The 16,694-nt window shown below is 54.2% G+C and carries 16 protein-coding genes and 1 pseudogene; 10 read left to right on the forward strand and 7 right to left on the reverse strand.

What is annotated here, in order from left to right; all coding sequences use genetic code 11:
• Positions 1–675, forward strand: coding sequence for a MarC family NAAT transporter (locus ACM6IR_RS14090; protein WP_414908274.1), 675 nt, complete (start codon positions 1–3; stop codon positions 673–675).
• 305 nt (positions 676–980) lie between these two features.
• Here ACM6IR_RS14090 and ACM6IR_RS14095 read toward each other — a convergent pair whose 3' ends face one another.
• The 5 genes from ACM6IR_RS14095 to ACM6IR_RS14115 form a co-directional block, all read right to left on the reverse strand.
• On the reverse strand, positions 981–1,772 hold the full coding sequence (locus tag ACM6IR_RS14095; RefSeq protein ID WP_414908275.1) for an ABC transporter ATP-binding protein: 792 nt from the start codon (positions 1,770–1,772) through the stop codon (positions 981–983).
• Positions 1,773–1,790: 18 nt separating this feature from the next.
• On the reverse strand, positions 1,791–2,528 hold the full coding sequence (locus ACM6IR_RS14100; RefSeq protein WP_414908276.1) for an ABC transporter permease: 738 nt from the start codon (positions 2,526–2,528) through the stop codon (positions 1,791–1,793).
• Positions 2,529–2,549: 21 nt separating this feature from the next.
• Positions 2,550–3,266, reverse strand: coding sequence for an ABC transporter permease (locus ACM6IR_RS14105; protein ID WP_414908277.1), 717 nt, complete (start codon positions 3,264–3,266; stop codon positions 2,550–2,552).
• Between the two features lie 68 nt (positions 3,267–3,334).
• Positions 3,335–4,099, reverse strand: a complete 765-nt coding sequence (locus ACM6IR_RS14110) for a transporter substrate-binding domain-containing protein (protein WP_414908364.1) — start codon at positions 4,097–4,099, stop codon at positions 3,335–3,337.
• A gap of 862 nt (positions 4,100–4,961) precedes the next feature.
• Positions 4,962–6,503, reverse strand: coding sequence for an HAL/PAL/TAL family ammonia-lyase (locus ACM6IR_RS14115; RefSeq protein ID WP_414908278.1), 1,542 nt, complete (start codon positions 6,501–6,503; stop codon positions 4,962–4,964).
• A 170-nt stretch (positions 6,504–6,673) separates the two neighbouring features.
• On the opposite strand from ACM6IR_RS14115, the gene ACM6IR_RS14120 reads away from it, so the two are divergent.
• The 9 genes and pseudogenes from ACM6IR_RS14120 (at position 6,674) to ACM6IR_RS14160 (ending at position 14,368) form a co-directional block, all read left to right on the forward strand.
• On the forward strand, positions 6,674–7,621 hold the full coding sequence (locus ACM6IR_RS14120; protein ID WP_414908279.1) for a LysR substrate-binding domain-containing protein: 948 nt from the start codon (positions 6,674–6,676) through the stop codon (positions 7,619–7,621).
• 260 nt (positions 7,622–7,881) lie between these two features.
• A complete protein-coding gene (locus tag ACM6IR_RS14125; RefSeq protein ID WP_414908280.1) occupies positions 7,882–8,340 on the forward strand; it encodes a hemerythrin domain-containing protein in 459 nt (152 codons plus the stop codon).
• Positions 8,341–8,799: 459 nt separating this feature from the next.
• Positions 8,800–9,402 carry an NAD(P)H:quinone oxidoreductase gene (gene wrbA / locus ACM6IR_RS14130; RefSeq protein ID WP_414908281.1) on the forward strand — a complete coding sequence of 201 codons (603 nt, stop codon included), beginning with the start codon at positions 8,800–8,802 and terminating at the stop codon, positions 9,400–9,402.
• Positions 9,403–10,002: 600 nt separating this feature from the next.
• Positions 10,003–10,731, forward strand: a complete 729-nt coding sequence (locus tag ACM6IR_RS14135; protein WP_414908282.1) for a metallophosphoesterase family protein — start codon at positions 10,003–10,005, stop codon at positions 10,729–10,731.
• A 211-nt stretch (positions 10,732–10,942) separates the two neighbouring features.
• Positions 10,943–12,076: an alpha/beta hydrolase gene (locus ACM6IR_RS14140; RefSeq protein ID WP_414908283.1), complete on the forward strand. Its 1,134-nt coding sequence runs from the start codon at positions 10,943–10,945 to the stop codon at positions 12,074–12,076.
• 124 nt (positions 12,077–12,200) lie between these two features.
• A complete protein-coding gene (locus ACM6IR_RS14145) occupies positions 12,201–12,416 on the forward strand; it encodes a hypothetical protein (RefSeq protein WP_414908284.1) in 216 nt (71 codons plus the stop codon).
• A 60-nt stretch (positions 12,417–12,476) separates the two neighbouring features.
• Positions 12,477–12,935 carry a metallophosphoesterase family protein gene (locus ACM6IR_RS14150; RefSeq protein ID WP_414908285.1) on the forward strand — a complete coding sequence of 153 codons (459 nt, stop codon included), beginning with the start codon at positions 12,477–12,479 and terminating at the stop codon, positions 12,933–12,935.
• A gap of 697 nt (positions 12,936–13,632) precedes the next feature.
• Positions 13,633–13,713, forward strand: a pseudogene (locus ACM6IR_RS14155) (hypothetical protein); the annotation flags it as partial.
• A gap of 22 nt (positions 13,714–13,735) precedes the next feature.
• Positions 13,736–14,368 (forward strand): dTMP kinase, encoded by a 633-nt coding sequence (locus ACM6IR_RS14160; protein ID WP_414908286.1) that lies wholly within the window; start codon positions 13,736–13,738, stop codon positions 14,366–14,368.
• A 334-nt stretch (positions 14,369–14,702) separates the two neighbouring features.
• On the opposite strand, the gene ACM6IR_RS14165 is transcribed toward ACM6IR_RS14160, so the two are convergent.
• The gene (locus ACM6IR_RS14165) at positions 14,703–15,701 is read right to left on the reverse strand and encodes an NADP-dependent oxidoreductase (RefSeq protein WP_414908287.1); all 999 of its coding nucleotides are present in this window, start codon (positions 15,699–15,701) and stop codon (positions 14,703–14,705) included.
• Positions 15,702–15,781: 80 nt separating this feature from the next.
• Positions 15,782–16,651, reverse strand: coding sequence for an alpha/beta fold hydrolase (locus ACM6IR_RS14170; protein ID WP_414908288.1), 870 nt, complete (start codon positions 16,649–16,651; stop codon positions 15,782–15,784).
• Positions 16,652–16,694 lie beyond the last annotated feature (43 nt).

Genomic DNA, 16,694 nt, shown 5'->3' on the forward strand with positions numbered 1-16,694 from the left:
ATGACTAGTTTGATTGATGCAATCGTACTCGGACTACTGGCATTGCTGCCATTGATCAATCCCCCTACGACAGTGGCACTTTTTCTAGCCTTATCCCAAGGGTTCAGTCGAGAGGAAAAAAATAAACAAGCATTCCTGACCGCATTTTACGTATTTACCATCATGATGTTCACCTATTACATTGGTGAATTTATTATGGGTGTTTTTAGTATATCCATCCCGGGCTTGCGGATTGCCGGCGGTGGAATTCTCATTGTGATCGGCTCAAGCATGTTATTCCCTCGGCCCCCAGAGACCTCTTCTTCTCACGATAGCGCGGCAAAACGAACCAGCTTTGCGTTCATACCTTTAGCCATGCCCAGTACCGCTGGCCCAGGGACTATCGCGATGATCATTAGCGCTTCTGCCAGCATTAAAAACAGCACATCTTTTCCGCCTTGGGTATTGTTGACAGCACCTCCGTTGATCTTTCTTTTAACCGCTTTAATACTGTGGTGTTGCTTGTACGCTTCAGACTTGATTATGAAAGCAACAGGAGAGTCAGGCATTGATGCGATTTCACGTTTGATGGGCTTTTTACTCGTTTGCATGGGGGTTCAATTTGCCATCAACGGGTCGGTTGAAGTTATCCAAACCATCATCAACAATAATGCTCAAATATTGCACTCTCCGTAGGTTCGTCTATCCCCTTCAAGGCTTCTCTAAAAACTACTGATCATGCTAATCAGGTCGCCGTTTGGAGATTCCTTGCAAAGTTCTATCAGGGACGATGCTTTGGCGTATGTGCAAAACGCTTACAGATGCCATTCCAGAATCAGAAACGGCGTATTGGCCTCGGTGCCAGTTGTGCTGGCAGAGTTGTTACCGAATTCGTTCTTCCAATGTTCACAACCCACCCCGGCAAAGAAGGTATCTTCCTTGCCGAAAGTGAGTTCACCCCCAGCGTAGCGCCGTGCCGGCGTCTCCCCTCAGGGCACTACTTACTCGGCACTTCTATCGTTATGGCTGGATACGAATTGGCGAAAGCGTTCGGTAGGCAAACCTTCGAAGAGTTCTGCTGACGTGCCTTGGGCATCGATCAGGCCGCCGTGCATGAACACCACCCGATTTGACACGTGCCGGGCAAAGCCCATCTCGTGCGTAACGACAAGCATGGTGCGGCCTTCTTCGGCCAGAGAGCGCATCACCCGCAACACCTCGCCAACGAGTTCAGGGTCAAGTGCCGAGGTGGGCTCATCGAACAGCATGACTTGTGGGTTCATCGCCAATGCACGGGCTATCGCAACGCGTTGCTGCTGGCCACCGGACAGGTGCGCCGGGTAATAGTCGCGGCGATCGTACAGTCCGACCTTGTGCAGCAGTGCCTCGGCTTCCTCGACACATTCGGCGCGGGAACGTTTGAGCACCCGCATCGGGCCTTCAATGACGTTTTGCAGCACCGTCATGTGCGACCAGAGGTTGAAACTTTGGAACACCATGCCCAGGCAACTACGCATCCGTTCAACCTGGCGGCCGTTGCTCGGGGTCTGGCGGCCGTCGGCATGCTGCTTCATTTCGATCACTTCACCATTGACGCTGATGATGCCTTGATCGGGCGTTTCCAGAAGGTTGATGCAACGCAGGAAAGTACTTTTACCGGATCCACTGGCGCCGAGGATCGAGATTACGTCGCCCTTGTGGGCTTCCAGGGAAATGCCCTTGAGGACATGTGCGTTGCCGAAGGACTTCTGAATGTTAGTGACCGACAAGGCTGAAGCGGGCTGAGTGCTCATGGCATGCTCCGTATAAAATCAGGAATGGGTAGTCAGCGAGGGGCTGACTTTTTTGATGGCGTCGGCTGGCCGCTCACGCAAGTGCGGCGAGAGGCGATACTCGAGCCAGGCGACAGCACGGACGACCAGGAAATTCAGCACCAGGTAGATCAAGGCCGCGCAAATGAATACCTCCATCGTGCGATAGGTGCGCTGGATGATCTGTTGCGCGACGCCAGTGACGTCCCAGACAGTCACCAGGCTGGCCAACGCAGTGGACTTGACCAGCAAAATGGCTTCGGTGGAGTAGGCCGGCAGGGCCTGGCGCAAGGTAACCGGCGCAATGATCCGGCGCAGCAGTTCCCAGGGCGACATGCCCACGGCCTTGCCCGCCTCGATCTGCCCCTTTGGCACGCTAAGCAGCCCACCGCGAATGATTTCGGCGGTATAACCGGCGGTACACAAGGCCAGTGAAACCACCGCGCAGCCATAGGGCGACTTGAGCAGTACCCAGGCGAAACTGTCGCGAATGGTAGGGAACTGGCCCAGCCCGTAGTAAATCAGGAACATTTGAATCAGCAGCGGCGTACCGCGAAACAACATGATGTAGAACCGCGCCGGATAGCTGAAAAACCACCAGCGGCTGACCCGCAGGCTGACAATGCCTACGGAGAGGGTAAGGCCGATCACCAATGAGCTGAAAAATAGCGTCAGCGTGGTGGGTAACGCTGCCAAAAGCTTGAGCATGGTGTCAGCGAGGAACGGAAAATCGAACATAAGTGGCGCTCCCGACTCGAACTAGACTGGGCTGCGTTGCTGCGTGCGACGCACGCGAGCCTCAGCCATATTGAAAAGCCGACCGGACAGGCCAGTGAGAATGAGGTACACGGCACCCCCGATGATATAGAACGTAAAATATTGACGCGTCGACCCGGCCGCGACCTGACTGGCACGCATCAATTCCACCAAGCCGATGACTGAAATCAGCGCGGAGTCTTTCAGGCTCATTTGCCAGACATTACCCAGCCCGGGCAGCGCGAATCGCAGTACCTGGGGGACCAGAATCCGTTTGAAGCGCATCGCACGGGTCATGCCAATGGCCAGCCCGGCTTCAAGTTCGCCTCTGGATACCGCGAGAAAAGCGCCACGGTAGACTTCTGCCTGATAGGAGCCCGAAATCAGCCCGACAGCCAATGCGCCGACCAGAAAAGGCGGCACGTCGATGTAGCCTTCACCGCCGAACCAATGGCCAACCGCTGTGACGACACTGGCGCCGCCAAAGTAGAACAGGTAGATCACCAGCAACTCGGGGATACCCCTGAACAGTATCGAATACAGATCCCCCAGCCAGCGCAAACTGCGCTGACGGGATAGCTTGGCAGCAGCAACCAGGCTGCCAAATACCGCACCCACCAGCAGGGCTGCCAGGGTCAATATCACGGTCATGCCCGCCGCTTTGAGCAACGCCATTCCCCAGCCTGAGTCACCGAAACTGAGTAGCTCCAAGAGGTTCATAGAGGGTCCCACTTATAAAAAGGTTTAAGCAGACCCGGCAACCTTTTAGGGTGCCGGGACATTCAGAATCATTGCTTAGGGGTAAGGTCTGCCTTGAACCACTTCTCGCTCAGTTTCTTGATCGTACCGTCAGCCATCGCTTCCTTGAGGGCAGCGTCGAACTTGGCCTTCAGGTCAGTATCTTTCTGACGGAAGCCCAGCGCTTCGCCTTCACCCCAGATCGGGCCTTTGATAACCGGGCCGGTAAAGACCAGCGGTTTGTTCTCAGGCTTGTCCATGACCGAGTTGAAGAAGGTCACGTCATCGAACGCTACGTCGATACGGCCGGCCAGCAGATCGAGAATGGCTTCGGCTGAGCTGCCGTACTCTCGAATGGTCGCCACATCCTTGAAGTTTTGATCAATGAATGATGTGTAAATCGTGCCCGAGGCGATACCAATGGTTTTGCCTTTGAGGGCCTTGCGCAGCTCTTCAACGCCGGCGCGTACTTCCTTGGCATCGGTACCCAGAGTAATGGCGGCATCAGCACCGGTTTTACCTGGCAACAGATCGGCTTTGAGCGCAACAAAACTGGCCGGTGTCTGGGCATAAGGTACCGAGAAGGCCATGACCTTCTGGCGTTCTTCGTTGATGACAATGGCGTCCATCAGCACGTCGAATTTACCGGCATTGAGACTGGCGATCATCCCGTCCCAGTTCTGTACGACGATATTGCACTTAAGCTTCATGCGCGGACAGATGACATCCATCAGCTCCGGTTCGAAGCCTCCGATTTTCCCACCCGGGAGTGTCAGGTTCCAGGGTTCATAGGCGCCCTCTGTTGCAATATTCACCGAGGTCCACTCTTTGGCCTGCAGTGCCGGAGCACACGCCAGGACCATTGCACTGAGCGCTACAGAACCCAACCAGCTTGATTTCTTCGACATCTTGTTACTTCCTGCCTAATCAATGGAGTGTTGCGAACTGATCCGGCTCAGGCCGAATCTCCAATATCTGTGCGCACAACTATTTTTGTGCACACAAGACAAAACCATAAAAGCCAACGGTCAGTTAAGCCGTTTATTTCGCACCCAAAATGGTTTCAGCCTGAACAGCTTCCCCATCTCCATGTGCCCTTGTCCGATGGATCAACCGGTGATCATCGGCAGGTTCTCGGCGACTTCCAGGTCGAGGTTGTTCATCAACATGCGCAGCGGGCAAGCGAGCCAATGCGCAAAATGTGCACGCCGGCGAATCAGTGGACGATGGTCGAGTTTCCGTGCTCATGCTCATACGTCTTTACTTGTACATACAAGCATATGCAATCAAGCGGCCAACTTATTGAATAGTCACTCAATAAAGTGCTGGATCTGCTGAAAAGCCCTAGGGACAACGGTTTGCCAGGCATCAAATTCTTTCGGAGGGTTTTTTGCGAAGGCGTGATGGTTGTAACTTGAATGTGATTTTGCGCCACGTTGGGGCGTTCGGTAACAAGTTGGTGCGCTTTGGAAACGGCTTAAAGCCAGGGGGGAAAGCGGGAGAGGTGATCGACTTTCCGCATTTGCTGCTTGATGAGCACGCGGAGGAGGGGGCCACATCGCTTGCGTAAGCGGTGATGCGGATCCAGGTTCGGCCCCAAGGCAATCCTTCAGTCGTCGAGATGTAGCGAAACGCTACCTTTTGACAGCCAAACGACAGCCTTGGAGTACAACACATTTACTTCAGGTTTTTCAGCACCGCGGTAAGCACTTCACCGCTACGTACCTGCTCGGTAACACTCACCATATCCAAATAGAATGCACGATCGTTGTCGGCGACCGGCACTCGGCTACGCACCAGATCATAAACCGCCTTGGTGACGCTAGACGCCTTGCGCACATCATGGAAGTCCAAGGCCTGGCAACCCACCAGCAGTTCAATCGCCAGCACCGACTCCAGTTTTTCGGAAACCTTATAAGCCTTGATGACGGCGTTATAGGCGAGGCTGACCAGATCCTCCTGATTGCCGCAGGTCGAGAAACTGTCTACAGAGGAAGGGAACGACAGCGTCTTCATTTCCGCATACAGGCCAGCGGCTGTGTATTGAAGGATCATGTACCCGCTGTTAAGGCCCGGATTGCGCACCAGAAAGGCCGGCATTTCACTGAAGTGGGAGTTGACCATACGGTCGATACGGCGCTCGGAAATCTTCGCCAGGTTGGCCAGCGCCACACACAACGAATCCGCTGACATGCCGATGTAGGTGCCGTCGAAGTTGGCGCCTGAGATGGCAATGCCATCGCCGTCGTCAAGCGGGTAAATGACCGGGTTATCGCCCGAGGAGTGAATTTCGTTCTCGATGTTTTCGCGGGCGTGATCAATGAATTTTTTCGACGCGCCATGCACCTGGGGAATGGAGCGCAGGCTGTAGGCATCCTGAAGCCGGTAATCAATGTTGTCGGCGATCAGTTGGCTGTCATGCAGCATCGCCTTTATATCCCTGGCAGTTTGCGCCTGCTCTTTGTGTGCTTTGACCGAGTGATAACGAGGGTCGAATGCGCGAATCGTGCCCTTTAACGCTTCAAGCGAAATAGCCGCAGCGACATCGGCAATAGAGGCTGTCTGCATGGCGTTGTAGAGTGCCAGAATAGCGATGGCGGTCACTGACGTGGTGCCATTGAGCAGGGCTAATCCTTCTTTGCACTGCAGGTCTGTCGGTTGCAGACCGACCTGTTCAAGCGCGGTGGCGCCATCCACCCATTCGCCGCCATTAACCCTGGCTTGACCTTCGCCAAGCAGCACTAATGCCAGATGCCCCTCGACTGCCAAATAGCCTACCGACCCCTCACCTGGCGCAAACGGCACTACTTCGTTGTTGAGCAGGCCGGCAATCAGCTCCAACAACTCCAGGCGCACCCCCGAAAAGCCTTTGCCAAGACTGACCAGAATCATCAACTGGATAGCACGAACCTGCTCACGCTTGAGCGGCTCGCCCACTGTGACGGCGTGGGAGCGCACGATGTTGACCTGGAGCTCCTTGGCATTCTGCGCAGAAATCACATGCCGAACGTTATCGCCAAACCCCGTGGTCACACCATAGACCAAGCGATTCTCATCGAGGAAACGCTCGACCAAACCACGGGACTTTTTCACGCGGTTCTTGTAGGCCTCGGAAAACGACACTCTGGCTGAATAACGGGCTACTGCTACGAACTCTTCGATGGAAGGTTCTCTATCGCCGAGGACGACCTGAGTGATTTGCTGAGGATGAGCTTTCATTGCGAACTCCCGAGAAACGAAATGATGGAGGGGCAGGGCGGACTGAGTCGTCAGCCCGATTGAGTGTGCGAGAAGACTAAAGCGATTTTATAATGAAGAAAATATGGTAATTTCTGTCAGTTTTACTAGATTTTCTAAACCTGAAATACTTTCGAGGCCTTCGCATCGCCATGAGTCGCTTACCGCCCTTACGAGCCCTCCAAATATTTGAAGCCGTCGGTCACTGCGGCAGTAATTCCCAAGCTGCAACGCGATTGAACATTTCCGTCGGCGCGGTGAGTCAGCAGATGAAGTTGCTTGAAGAGGCGCTGGGTATGAGCCTGACGGTCAAGGAGGGGCAGCGCTTGCGACTGAACGCCATTGGCCGCCGTTTTCATGCGCGGTGTTCTATAGCATTTGAAGAATTGAGAGCGGCCGTTTCCGAAGTAGAGCGGTCGAAAAATCCCAACAATTTATATGTCAGTGGCCTGCCTTCGCTCATGACCAAGTGGCTCGCGCCGCTCACCTACGAATGGCAGCATGAAGATGATGATCTCGACATCTATCTGGATGGCACGCTGGCGGATACTTCGGAGGAGGAAAACGCAGATTTTCGAATCGGCTATGGCGAACCTGGCCAATATGCCGGGCATAGCGTTGTGCTGTTCCGCGATTGTGTAGTGCCGGCATGCTCACCAACGCTATTAGGCGATCCCGGCAATGTGAAACATGCGAGTGACCTGCTCCAATACCCACTTATGCGTATCGATTCACGGCCGAAATTTGACTCCCCGCCCTCATGGGCCGAATGGTTTGAGCTGGAAGGCGCTGCTGTCGAGCATACGATTGCCATACGTCGCAATTTTTCTTCGTCCAGCATGGCCATTCAAGCCGCCATCGATCACCAGGGCATAGTGCTGGCGCAGTTTTCGATGATTTCCCGTGACATCGATGAAGGGCGCTTGATCATTCCTTGGCTGCGAGCCATGCCTCTTCCTTCGCCGTATTACCTGAGTTGGCACCCCAACACGCTGCAGAAAGCGCAATGTCGGGCATTTCAACGCTGGTTGATTGGCCGAGGGAAAGCACAAGAGGAAATTACTGATTCCTTGATAGCTGCGTCGCCTGGCAGCCATTAGTGAGTAGCAGCCATGCCCATTGCATCCTCCTGTAGATCAAATAGTGCATGAACATTCACTTGATATTTCAATTTTTTCCAAGGGTGGCAAATTTCCTGGGGTGAGAGCTTTTTTGCTCACCTATACTAAAAATTGTTAAACAGTGTTGGTGAGTGCGATTGCCAAGGTATTGAAAATTATTGAAATTTAAAGATATGGGTATCGTTGCTTGTTAAAAAACATTTTTCGGTGATGGCTTGCTGTCGTAACGAGGATTTTATATGAACGTCTTGTTAAAAGAACTTCAGGCCTACCATCATGAAGTGTCTATAAAAATTACTCAGATCAAAGAGTTGCTGAAGAAGCTGAGGCATGAGCCCGATGGTGCTGATGACTGCAAGCTGTTGTTCAAGATGCTGGAAGCCTTGCATGGTGATGCAGAACGACATCACCATGAAAATGAAGAACTTATTCGGCTGGCCTTACTAACGACTGAGGCACCGATCCACCAACGGGTGAAGGATATCGAGCGAGATCATCAGGCATTTGGGCGCATTGCTGGACAGCTGAAAATGTTGGAGGACACAACTCAGGAAACGAGAGTGATTGCTGACACTATCGATGACTTCATCAAAAAATATTACGACCATATGGAGTCGGAGGAAAATATTTTCTTTCCCTTGGCAGATAAGTGGCTGTCGGACAACCAGTGGCACGAAATAAAGCGTCAATGGCATTAATTGGAACTCACCGTATACCTTGAAATCCAGCTACTACTTAGTAGTTAGTAGGCGATCTCACTAAATAATTTACCCCGGGCTTCATCGACTCACCGGGGTGTCCGTATATCGACTGTTTTTCGTTGCAAGTTTTTGGAAAGGAGGTGCAAGAGGTGCAAGAGGTGCTCGGCATCTGGGCCTATCTTTTCGGCACGTCAAGATCGCTTCATCGATATTCAGATTCCGGCTTTCAGTCTGGGACGGGGAGGGGTAATAAAAGCGTCTCTGTCTGCCAGCAGGCAGCATACAAAGCTGCTAGTGTTAAGTCCGCGTGCCGTCAAAGTCTCTACAGTCGGGTGGGTGTGAACCGCAGTTTTGTTCGTGAGCAAAGCGCTACACCTGTCGCTGTTGTTCGTTGGCAGTGGTGTAATCCAAGATCTTCCTAATTCATCGAATGGCGCCTAATCCAGGAGAAAAATCATGGCGAAGGTACTGGTTCTCTATTACTCAATGTACGGTCACCTCGAAACGATGGCTGGTGCAGTGGCCGAAGGCGCACGATCCGTACCCGGCACCGACGTGACGCTCAAGCGTGTCGCTGAAACCATCCCGGCCGAACAGGCAGCAGCCATCGGCGTCAAACTTGACCAGAAGGCACCGGTGGCGACACCTGACGAGCTGGCCAATTACGATGCCATTATCTTTGGTACACCGACGCGCTTTGGCAATATGTCGGGACAGATGCGCACGTTTCTCGACCAGACCGGCGGACTGTGGATGAGCGGCGCGCTGGTCGGGAAAATCGGCAGTGTCTTTGCGTCTACCGGCACCCAGCACGGTGGTCAGGAAACCACTATTACGTCGTTCCACAGCACACTCCTGCATCAGGGAATGGTCATCGTGGGTGTGCCTTACACCTGCGCCGGGCTGACCAACATGAGCGAGATCACCGGCGGTACGCCCTATGGCGCGACCACCCTGGCAGGCGCCGACGGTAAACGGCAACCGTCACAAAATGAACTGGATATTGCCCGTTTCCAGGGTAAACACGTCGCAGAGCTTGCAATAAAGATCGCGGGCTAACGTAAGCACGTAAATGGGCACATGTTGCAGGACAGGAGTCGAGCTTCGCTGGCCAGTGTAACGTCGGGGCGGATTTGATCATCGCGATGCTTGTGCCTCCCAGGGAGGAATCAGCGACGCGTGATCGGTCCACCCCAAACACCCGTCCAGATCGAGGGGCCGGTTGATCAAAGACCGCCCAGTGAGGTGGAATGGAGCGTTAGCCCGGGAACTGATCTCCAAACATGGGGTACCCGCCCGCAGAGCTTTCACGCGTCGCCTCGTCCTCGATCACGTCCCAGTGCTCGACCATCACACCGTCCCAGAAGCGTTCCGCCGCAACCAAATCCTTGCGATTGAACAGGGTTGCAAAGCCTTCGAGGACGGTGGCCTTGTTCTCGGCGGGGTACGTGAAGTCATAGTCGGGATCCTGCTATAGATGTGAAGGGCAGGCGGCTGAAGAGCCCCCCAATGTCGGAAGTGCCGAAACATGGCATCACCCGCGAGAGGCTCTAGAGGTGTGCCAGTGGCTACCGGTAGGCGCTCGCCTCGCTATCACGTTCGCTTTCGCATTGTGAAGGCGATGGAATGTGCTGAGCGCTGCTCAGGGCGGATATTCCAATGAAGCTTCAAATCTATTCAGATTTGCACAACGAATTTGCTCGGTTCGATCCCGTCCCAAACGATGCTGACGTGGTCATCCTCGCGGGTGACATCGATCTGAGATCGCGCGGAGTGAACTGGGCGAACGAAACATTCCAGTGCCCAGTGATCTATGTGTGTGGAAATCACGAGTACTACGGTGGGCACCTCGAATACACGCTGCTCAAGATGAAGGAGGCGGCCTTACCGCATGTGCACGTGCTTGAAAATGAGGGGCTGATTTTGGATCAGACTCGTTTTCTGGTTACTACGGGGTGGACGGATTACACCTCGACTGGAGATGTCCAAGCCGCGATCCGCACCGCTTGGGAGTGGATGAACGATTTTCGCCTGATAAGGGCTGACGCGAGCTACCGCCTCTTGCGGCCTGCTGATCTGATCACCAAATCCAGGATTTCCTACAACTGGCTAGCTCAGGAATTAGGTACACCTTTCGACGGCAAAACCGTGGTGGTCACCCATCACGCGCCAGTAGCAGACTATCTCTCTGAAGACCATGCCGGCCACTTGGCGGCTGCCTATGCAAATGACTGGTCAGATTTGTTGGGCAAGACTGATCTGTGGGTATATGGCCATACTCACGTAGCAGCAAGCTTCACCAAAAATGGATGCCGGGTTGTTTCAAATCCGCGCGGTTATCCAGGGCAGCACACCGGTTTTGATCCTGATCTGATTATCGAGCTTTGAAAGCTGGCGATTTACCCGCGCTGGTGCCGCGCTTCTGCTGTTCGTTTTCCCCTGCTCATTTTTCCTCTGGTGTTCTGTAGTTTGCGGCACTCAGAGAGATCCCAGTCAGCATAATCACCCTTTACCCATTCTTTACCTGCCCCTGCGCCTCGTTCGCCAGCGGGTCGGTTAGGCTGCCAGCCATCTTGATCTGGACGACTTTGTGAATCGAATGAACCTTCAACCTCGGTACTGGCTAGCTGTGGGCGCCTTGGTGGGTAGTCTGGGATTGATCTCTGGTTGTGCGGGCGATCCGCCAGACCCGCGTACCAAATTCACCGAGCTGGTCAATAAAGAGCTGACCACCGCCTATCAACCGTCCTGCAACGAAACGGCTGGCTGGGGCGCTATCTGGCAACTCGATCAGCAATCGGTGGATGTTGCGTGGTTGGCGCCGGCTACCCATGAGCGCTTGCCGCTGATTATTTACCTGCCGGGATTGGGGGAGCCGGCCTCGGGCGGAGTCACGTGGCGCAAGGCTTGGGCGCAAGCTGGTTATGCGGTGCTGTCTGTTCAGGGGCACACCTATGATCATTCGATTTTTGCGTCGGCGCAGGCGTTGGATGGCGACTTCCGTGGGGTGGCGAGCAGTCATTACACCGCCACCGCCTTACGCGACAGGCTGTCTACATTGCAGAAAGTTCTGACCGAGGTTCGGGCACGGGCCGCGAAAGGAGACGCGCAACTGGCTGCCATTGACTGGAACCAAGTCGTGGTGGCCGGCTTTGATATTGGGGCGCAGAGCGCTGAGGCACTGGCCGGGGCGCTGGAACCTGGCGCTACGTCGGGCGTCGCGATTCAGCCCAAAGCGGTGTTGCTGCTCAGCCCTTATGTGGAAGCCGGTGCCGGGCGAGAAGTGTTCGCCCATATGTCGGCGCCCGTGCTGTCGATGACCGGTCAGGAGGATGAAGATCCGTTCAACTGGGTCAGTTCTTATCGCCAGCGACAAGTGTTGGGCGAGTCAGTTACGGTGGCGGGCAGTGTTCAGTTGGAACTGGACAACGCGACGCACAAGACCCTGTCCGGTACCGAGTTGTTCAACCGGCCGGTTAAAAAGACCGACAAGGGCAGCGATTCGTCCGGCGATACTTCCAAAGGTAGAGGGCACAAGCGCGGCGCCAAATCCGACGGCGGTTTGCATAGCCGGATGGTGGGCGAGCCGGCCCCGGATCCCAAGCAAGTTGCTGCGATTCAGGCAATTGGTGTGGCGTTTCTGGACAGCCGCATCAAACACAATCCCGCGGCGACCGAATGGTTGCAGAAAGGCGCGCGAGGTTGGCTGGATGGGGCGGGGCGGTTGAAGTAGTTTTGGGAAATCATGCACCTGCCCCACGAAACGAAGGCACCACAAAATCGATTCGTGCACTGAAACGTTGACGAAACATTCAGCCCCTATGATTAGCGTCACTGAAAACTCAGAGGTGCTATAGATGAATCGGCCATCAAGAAGCATGCGTAAACTGCTCGACGCCGTTGCCTCTCACAATGAGGCAGCGGCGCTTGATGTGATGCGTGCTGCTGAGCAGATCCAAGACGAAGTGCTGCGCCAACGGTTGCTCAACTTGATTCATCAGCTCAACCAGGATGCTAATGACTTACGAATGGCGCGCGATGATATCCAGGGTAGTGCCATCAAACTCGCGTGACCGGCCTTGATCGATTACTGGCGTACGATAGGGGCAATCTGAACCATATCTGGAGACAGCATGAAAGTCGGCGTGATTTCCGATACCCATGGTTTGCTCCGCCCCGAAGCTCAAGCTGCACTGGTGGGAAGTGAGCTGATCATTCACGCGGGTGACATTGGTAGCCCGCAGATTCTTGATCAACTGGCGACTATCGCGTCTCTGCACGTCGTACGCGGCAACAATGACCAAGACGCGCCATGGGCAGAAAATCTCCCTGATTTTCTACGTTTCGACGTCAACGGATGGCAGACGCTGTTGGTGCATGACATTGTCGATGTCCCGGTCGTGCTCGATCCTGGCATAAAGCTGGTGATCACCGGCCACTCCCACAAGCCATGCATAGAATGGCGTGGTGAGCAGCTTTACCTCAATCCTGGCAGTGCGGGACGACGACGCTTCAAGCTGCCAGTAACGCTGGCCCTGCTTGAGGTCTCTGCGACTTCAATTGAGCCCCAGTTGATTTATCTACTGGAGTGACTCGCGTCATCCACGGGGGGAGGTCGACCAGTTCACTCTCATTGAGTACGTGATGGTGTCCGCGGATTTGATGGAAACCATCGCCTCAAGCGTCGGACTCAGGAAAGGAGTGTTGCCCGGACGCATACGTCGCAAGCAGACTATCACCCGTTCAATCTCGCAAGGCCTTAGCAATTGCCGCTTTAAGCATAGGTTGGGCTGCATCATGCAAGAGCTCTCCGTGAGCGCCTACGATATGCTCGAAATCAAGCCTCAGAAGTCTCTCGAAGTCGGCGGCAAGGCTGCCCCCCTTCGGCGTGACGCGTTTCAGCCATGGGCCGCCAATCAGTAACGTCAGCTTGAAACCCATCCGCGGCGATGAGCAGTTTCAGATTCCGACCCTTAAGCCGCGCCTAGGGAAAAGCTTCCTCGTCTCCGAGTTTAAGGATCTGACAGTCGAAAGCACTGACTCCAATAAAAACATAAAGAGCGCCATAGGCTTTGGAATAGCTGGGGCTATGCTGCTTGTGCGTCTACTCCAGCTTCCTGCGTCACGCCGAGGTCGCTGCCGCCGGCAGTGAGTTCACGGTAACAAGGCAACTCCAACAGCCGACGAACAGCACAATGACAAAGTTGTAATGCAATCTGGTGTTCATAAGCGGCCGTAACCCTGGATTTTGAGACCGGTTAGCCAGAAACTAAGTTAGAGTGCTCATCAATCTCTGCTCATAAGGGTCCACCACTCGATTCGCGTAGTCGCGCCAAGCGGTTCCAGCGAACGAACCGGGCAAAAAAACCGTATATCAATCGATATTTGAAGAATGAATCGTCCGCTTTTTGTTTCTCTAGATGGGCCCAAAGGAACCGGCAAAACCACACTGTTGGAGGCCGTTACGAAAGTACTGAGGGCAGACAACAAAAAGGTGATCCGACTTTGCGAGAAAAAAAGCGATCCCTATAGGGGTGAAACAATGACCCTCGTTAACAAACTCGTCAGAAATCCCACCCGGGATTTGGAGTTGGGGGTTTGTGAGCGCTTTGCTGATAGCCGTACCTGGATTTCCCAGCACGTGCTGGCTAAACAGCCACCAGGCAGCATCATCTTGATCGATCGCTGGTACCCGTCTGATGCCGCGTTTCGCCGGATAGTCCCGTTTTCAGAGATTCTACAGTTGAACATTGATCGAAACGTGCGAGTGCCAGACCTGCATGTCGGGGTTGTTACCGCCCCTGATATTTCATGGGCGAGGGCAGCGGCACGACGGCGTGGGCTGAGCAGTACTGTGATCCATAAGCTGGAAGAACATGTCGCTTGTACCAAGGCGTTCGAGCGAGCGATTGCAGATCACGGCTGGGTTTTATGCCGTAATGAAGGAACGATTGAAGAAGCAACGATGCAGGTGGTTTCTGAGATCTATAGAGTCCTGCGATGCCCAGTAAGCAGGCTGCTTTAACACCCCGATCGCTTAATCGCATTGATCACGGTTTTTCAAGAAACCCTTACCCTGTTAGCAGGCGACGTAGCCGCTGCGAAAAAATGGAGGTCCTCGCTGATTCGCGGGCTTGGATCGAAGCCTCCACTGGACATGTTTGGGACAAGGGTGGAAACGAAAGTCGACGCTGCCCATTTGACCTTGAACTTGAGCTGATTCAGGCGGGCAGCACGGATTTACGTGTCTTCAAATTCTCGACAGTCATTACCCTATTTTCCTAACCTGCTCGCATACGTCTATCTGCAAACGATATGAACCCTCGTCCCGAGTTCCAGTTATCGAGTGTCAGTTGTAGTCATATGAGCTTGATGATCACCTTACCTTTGGCTCTGCCCCGTTCGACATAGCTCAATGCCTCAGCCGTTGACTCAAACGGGAAGGTTCGGTCGATTACAGGTGTGATAACTCCGGACTCGACAAGCGCAGTGATTTTCTTCAATTGAGTACCGCTCGCACGCATGAATACGAACGCATATCTGACGTCCTGTTTGCGGGCTTTTCTGCGTATGCCGCTGCTCAACAGACGCATGACCCAACCCAGTCCCCAGAACAGCTTTTGTTCTTTTGCGAACTCTGCCGTCGGTGGCCCAGAGATGGAGATAAGCTGGCCACCAGGCTTGAGAATGCTGAGTGATTTTTCCAGGTCGACAGGGCCTAGGCTGTTCAATACGACATCGTAGTCGCTCAAGACGTTTTCGAAGTTTTGCCGCTTGTAGTCGATGACAACGTCCGCCCCTAACGCCTTGACCCAATCCACGTTACTTGTGCTGGTCGTAGTGGCAACGAAAGCACCCAGATGCTTTGCAAGCTGGATGGCAATTGTGCCGACACCACCGGAACCCGCGTGGATAAAGACTTTTTGCCCCTTTTTCAACCGGGCTGTTTCAACCAGCACCTGCCAGGCGGTCAGCGCAACCAAGGGAAGAGAAGCAGCTTCTTGCATGGTGATATTTTTCGGTTTCAGCGCGAGGGCACTTTGCTCCACTGCAATCAGCTCTGCGAAGGCACCAATGCGCGATTCGGGTGGGCGGGCATAGACTTCGTCACCCGGCTTGAAGTGGCGCACGCCTGACCCCACGCGAACGACGACGCCGGCTAGGTCATTACCCATAATCAAAGGGAATGAATACGGCAGGATCAGCTTGAATTCACCTTTGCTGATCTTCGAATCCAGCACGTTGACGCTACTGGCATGCACTTCAACCAGGACGTCGTTGACTCCCAGTTCAGGTACCGGTACCTCGCCAATACGTCCATGAGTCTTGCCGTAACGGTCGATCAGGAAGGCTTTCATGATTCAGTTCTCATGGTCTCAATGGGATGGCAGCATGCACGCAACCTCGCATGCTGCTGTGCGGCGAGCTGAATAGACGTTCAGGCATTCAAGAAAGCAGTCGCTCTCATCACGAAATCAGCGTGATACTGGAAGATCCCGCCATGCCCCGCGTCGGGATAAATGATCAGTTGCGAATTTGGAATACGGTTCGCCAAATCGGCAGAGTTCACAGTGGGAACCATGATGTCGTTATCACCGTTTACGATCAGCGTGGGTATCTGGATGTGGCTGAGATCCTGTGGCTGTTGCCGGCCCCAGGAGTGAATCGCCTTCAGTTGCCGCATGAAGGCGCCAGGCGTTGGATTTTTGTCTCGATCTTTCTCACGCTCCTTCAGGCGATTTAAAAAATCCTTGGCAGCCTTTCGCCCATTGGCTGTAGCCGTGAAGAAAAGGTAAAACTTCGGGTCGCGCAATGTCAGGAGACCCTTAAGCATCAACGGCCACGACACAGACCACACCTTGTCGATACCTTGGCCGCCCGCCGGCCCGGTACCGGTCAGAATAAGTTTGCGCACCAGCTCAGGGGCTTTCAGCGCGATGTCCTGTGCAACAAATCCACCTAATGAAAAGCCCAGCAGGTCGACTTTTTCGAATCCCAGAGCGCGGATCACGGCGATGGCATCGTTCGCCATCTCACTGGCGGTCAACGGGGCGGTTCCACCAGATGCGCCGATTCCCCGATAGTCAGTGGCAATGATTCGCCGGGTGCGGGCCAGTCCATCGAGGATGCGTGGGTCGAAGTTATCCAGGACTGCGCCCCAATGATTCAACAGAACGAGCGGCAACCCGTCTCTCGGCCCCAAGTCCCGGTAGGCAAATGCTGTTCCTTCGACGGTCACCCGCTGGTTCGCCGCGCAGACGAACTGCGCTGGCGATCCAAGGTCACGATTTGTGGCTTCAACGATCATGTGCGCACCGTGCCCTGATGAGGGGCGTCCAGGTGAATATAAG

This window comes from Pseudomonas sp. IT-P253 (assembly GCF_949768125.1).
In the GTDB taxonomy this organism is placed as follows: domain Bacteria; phylum Pseudomonadota; class Gammaproteobacteria; order Pseudomonadales; family Pseudomonadaceae; genus Aquipseudomonas.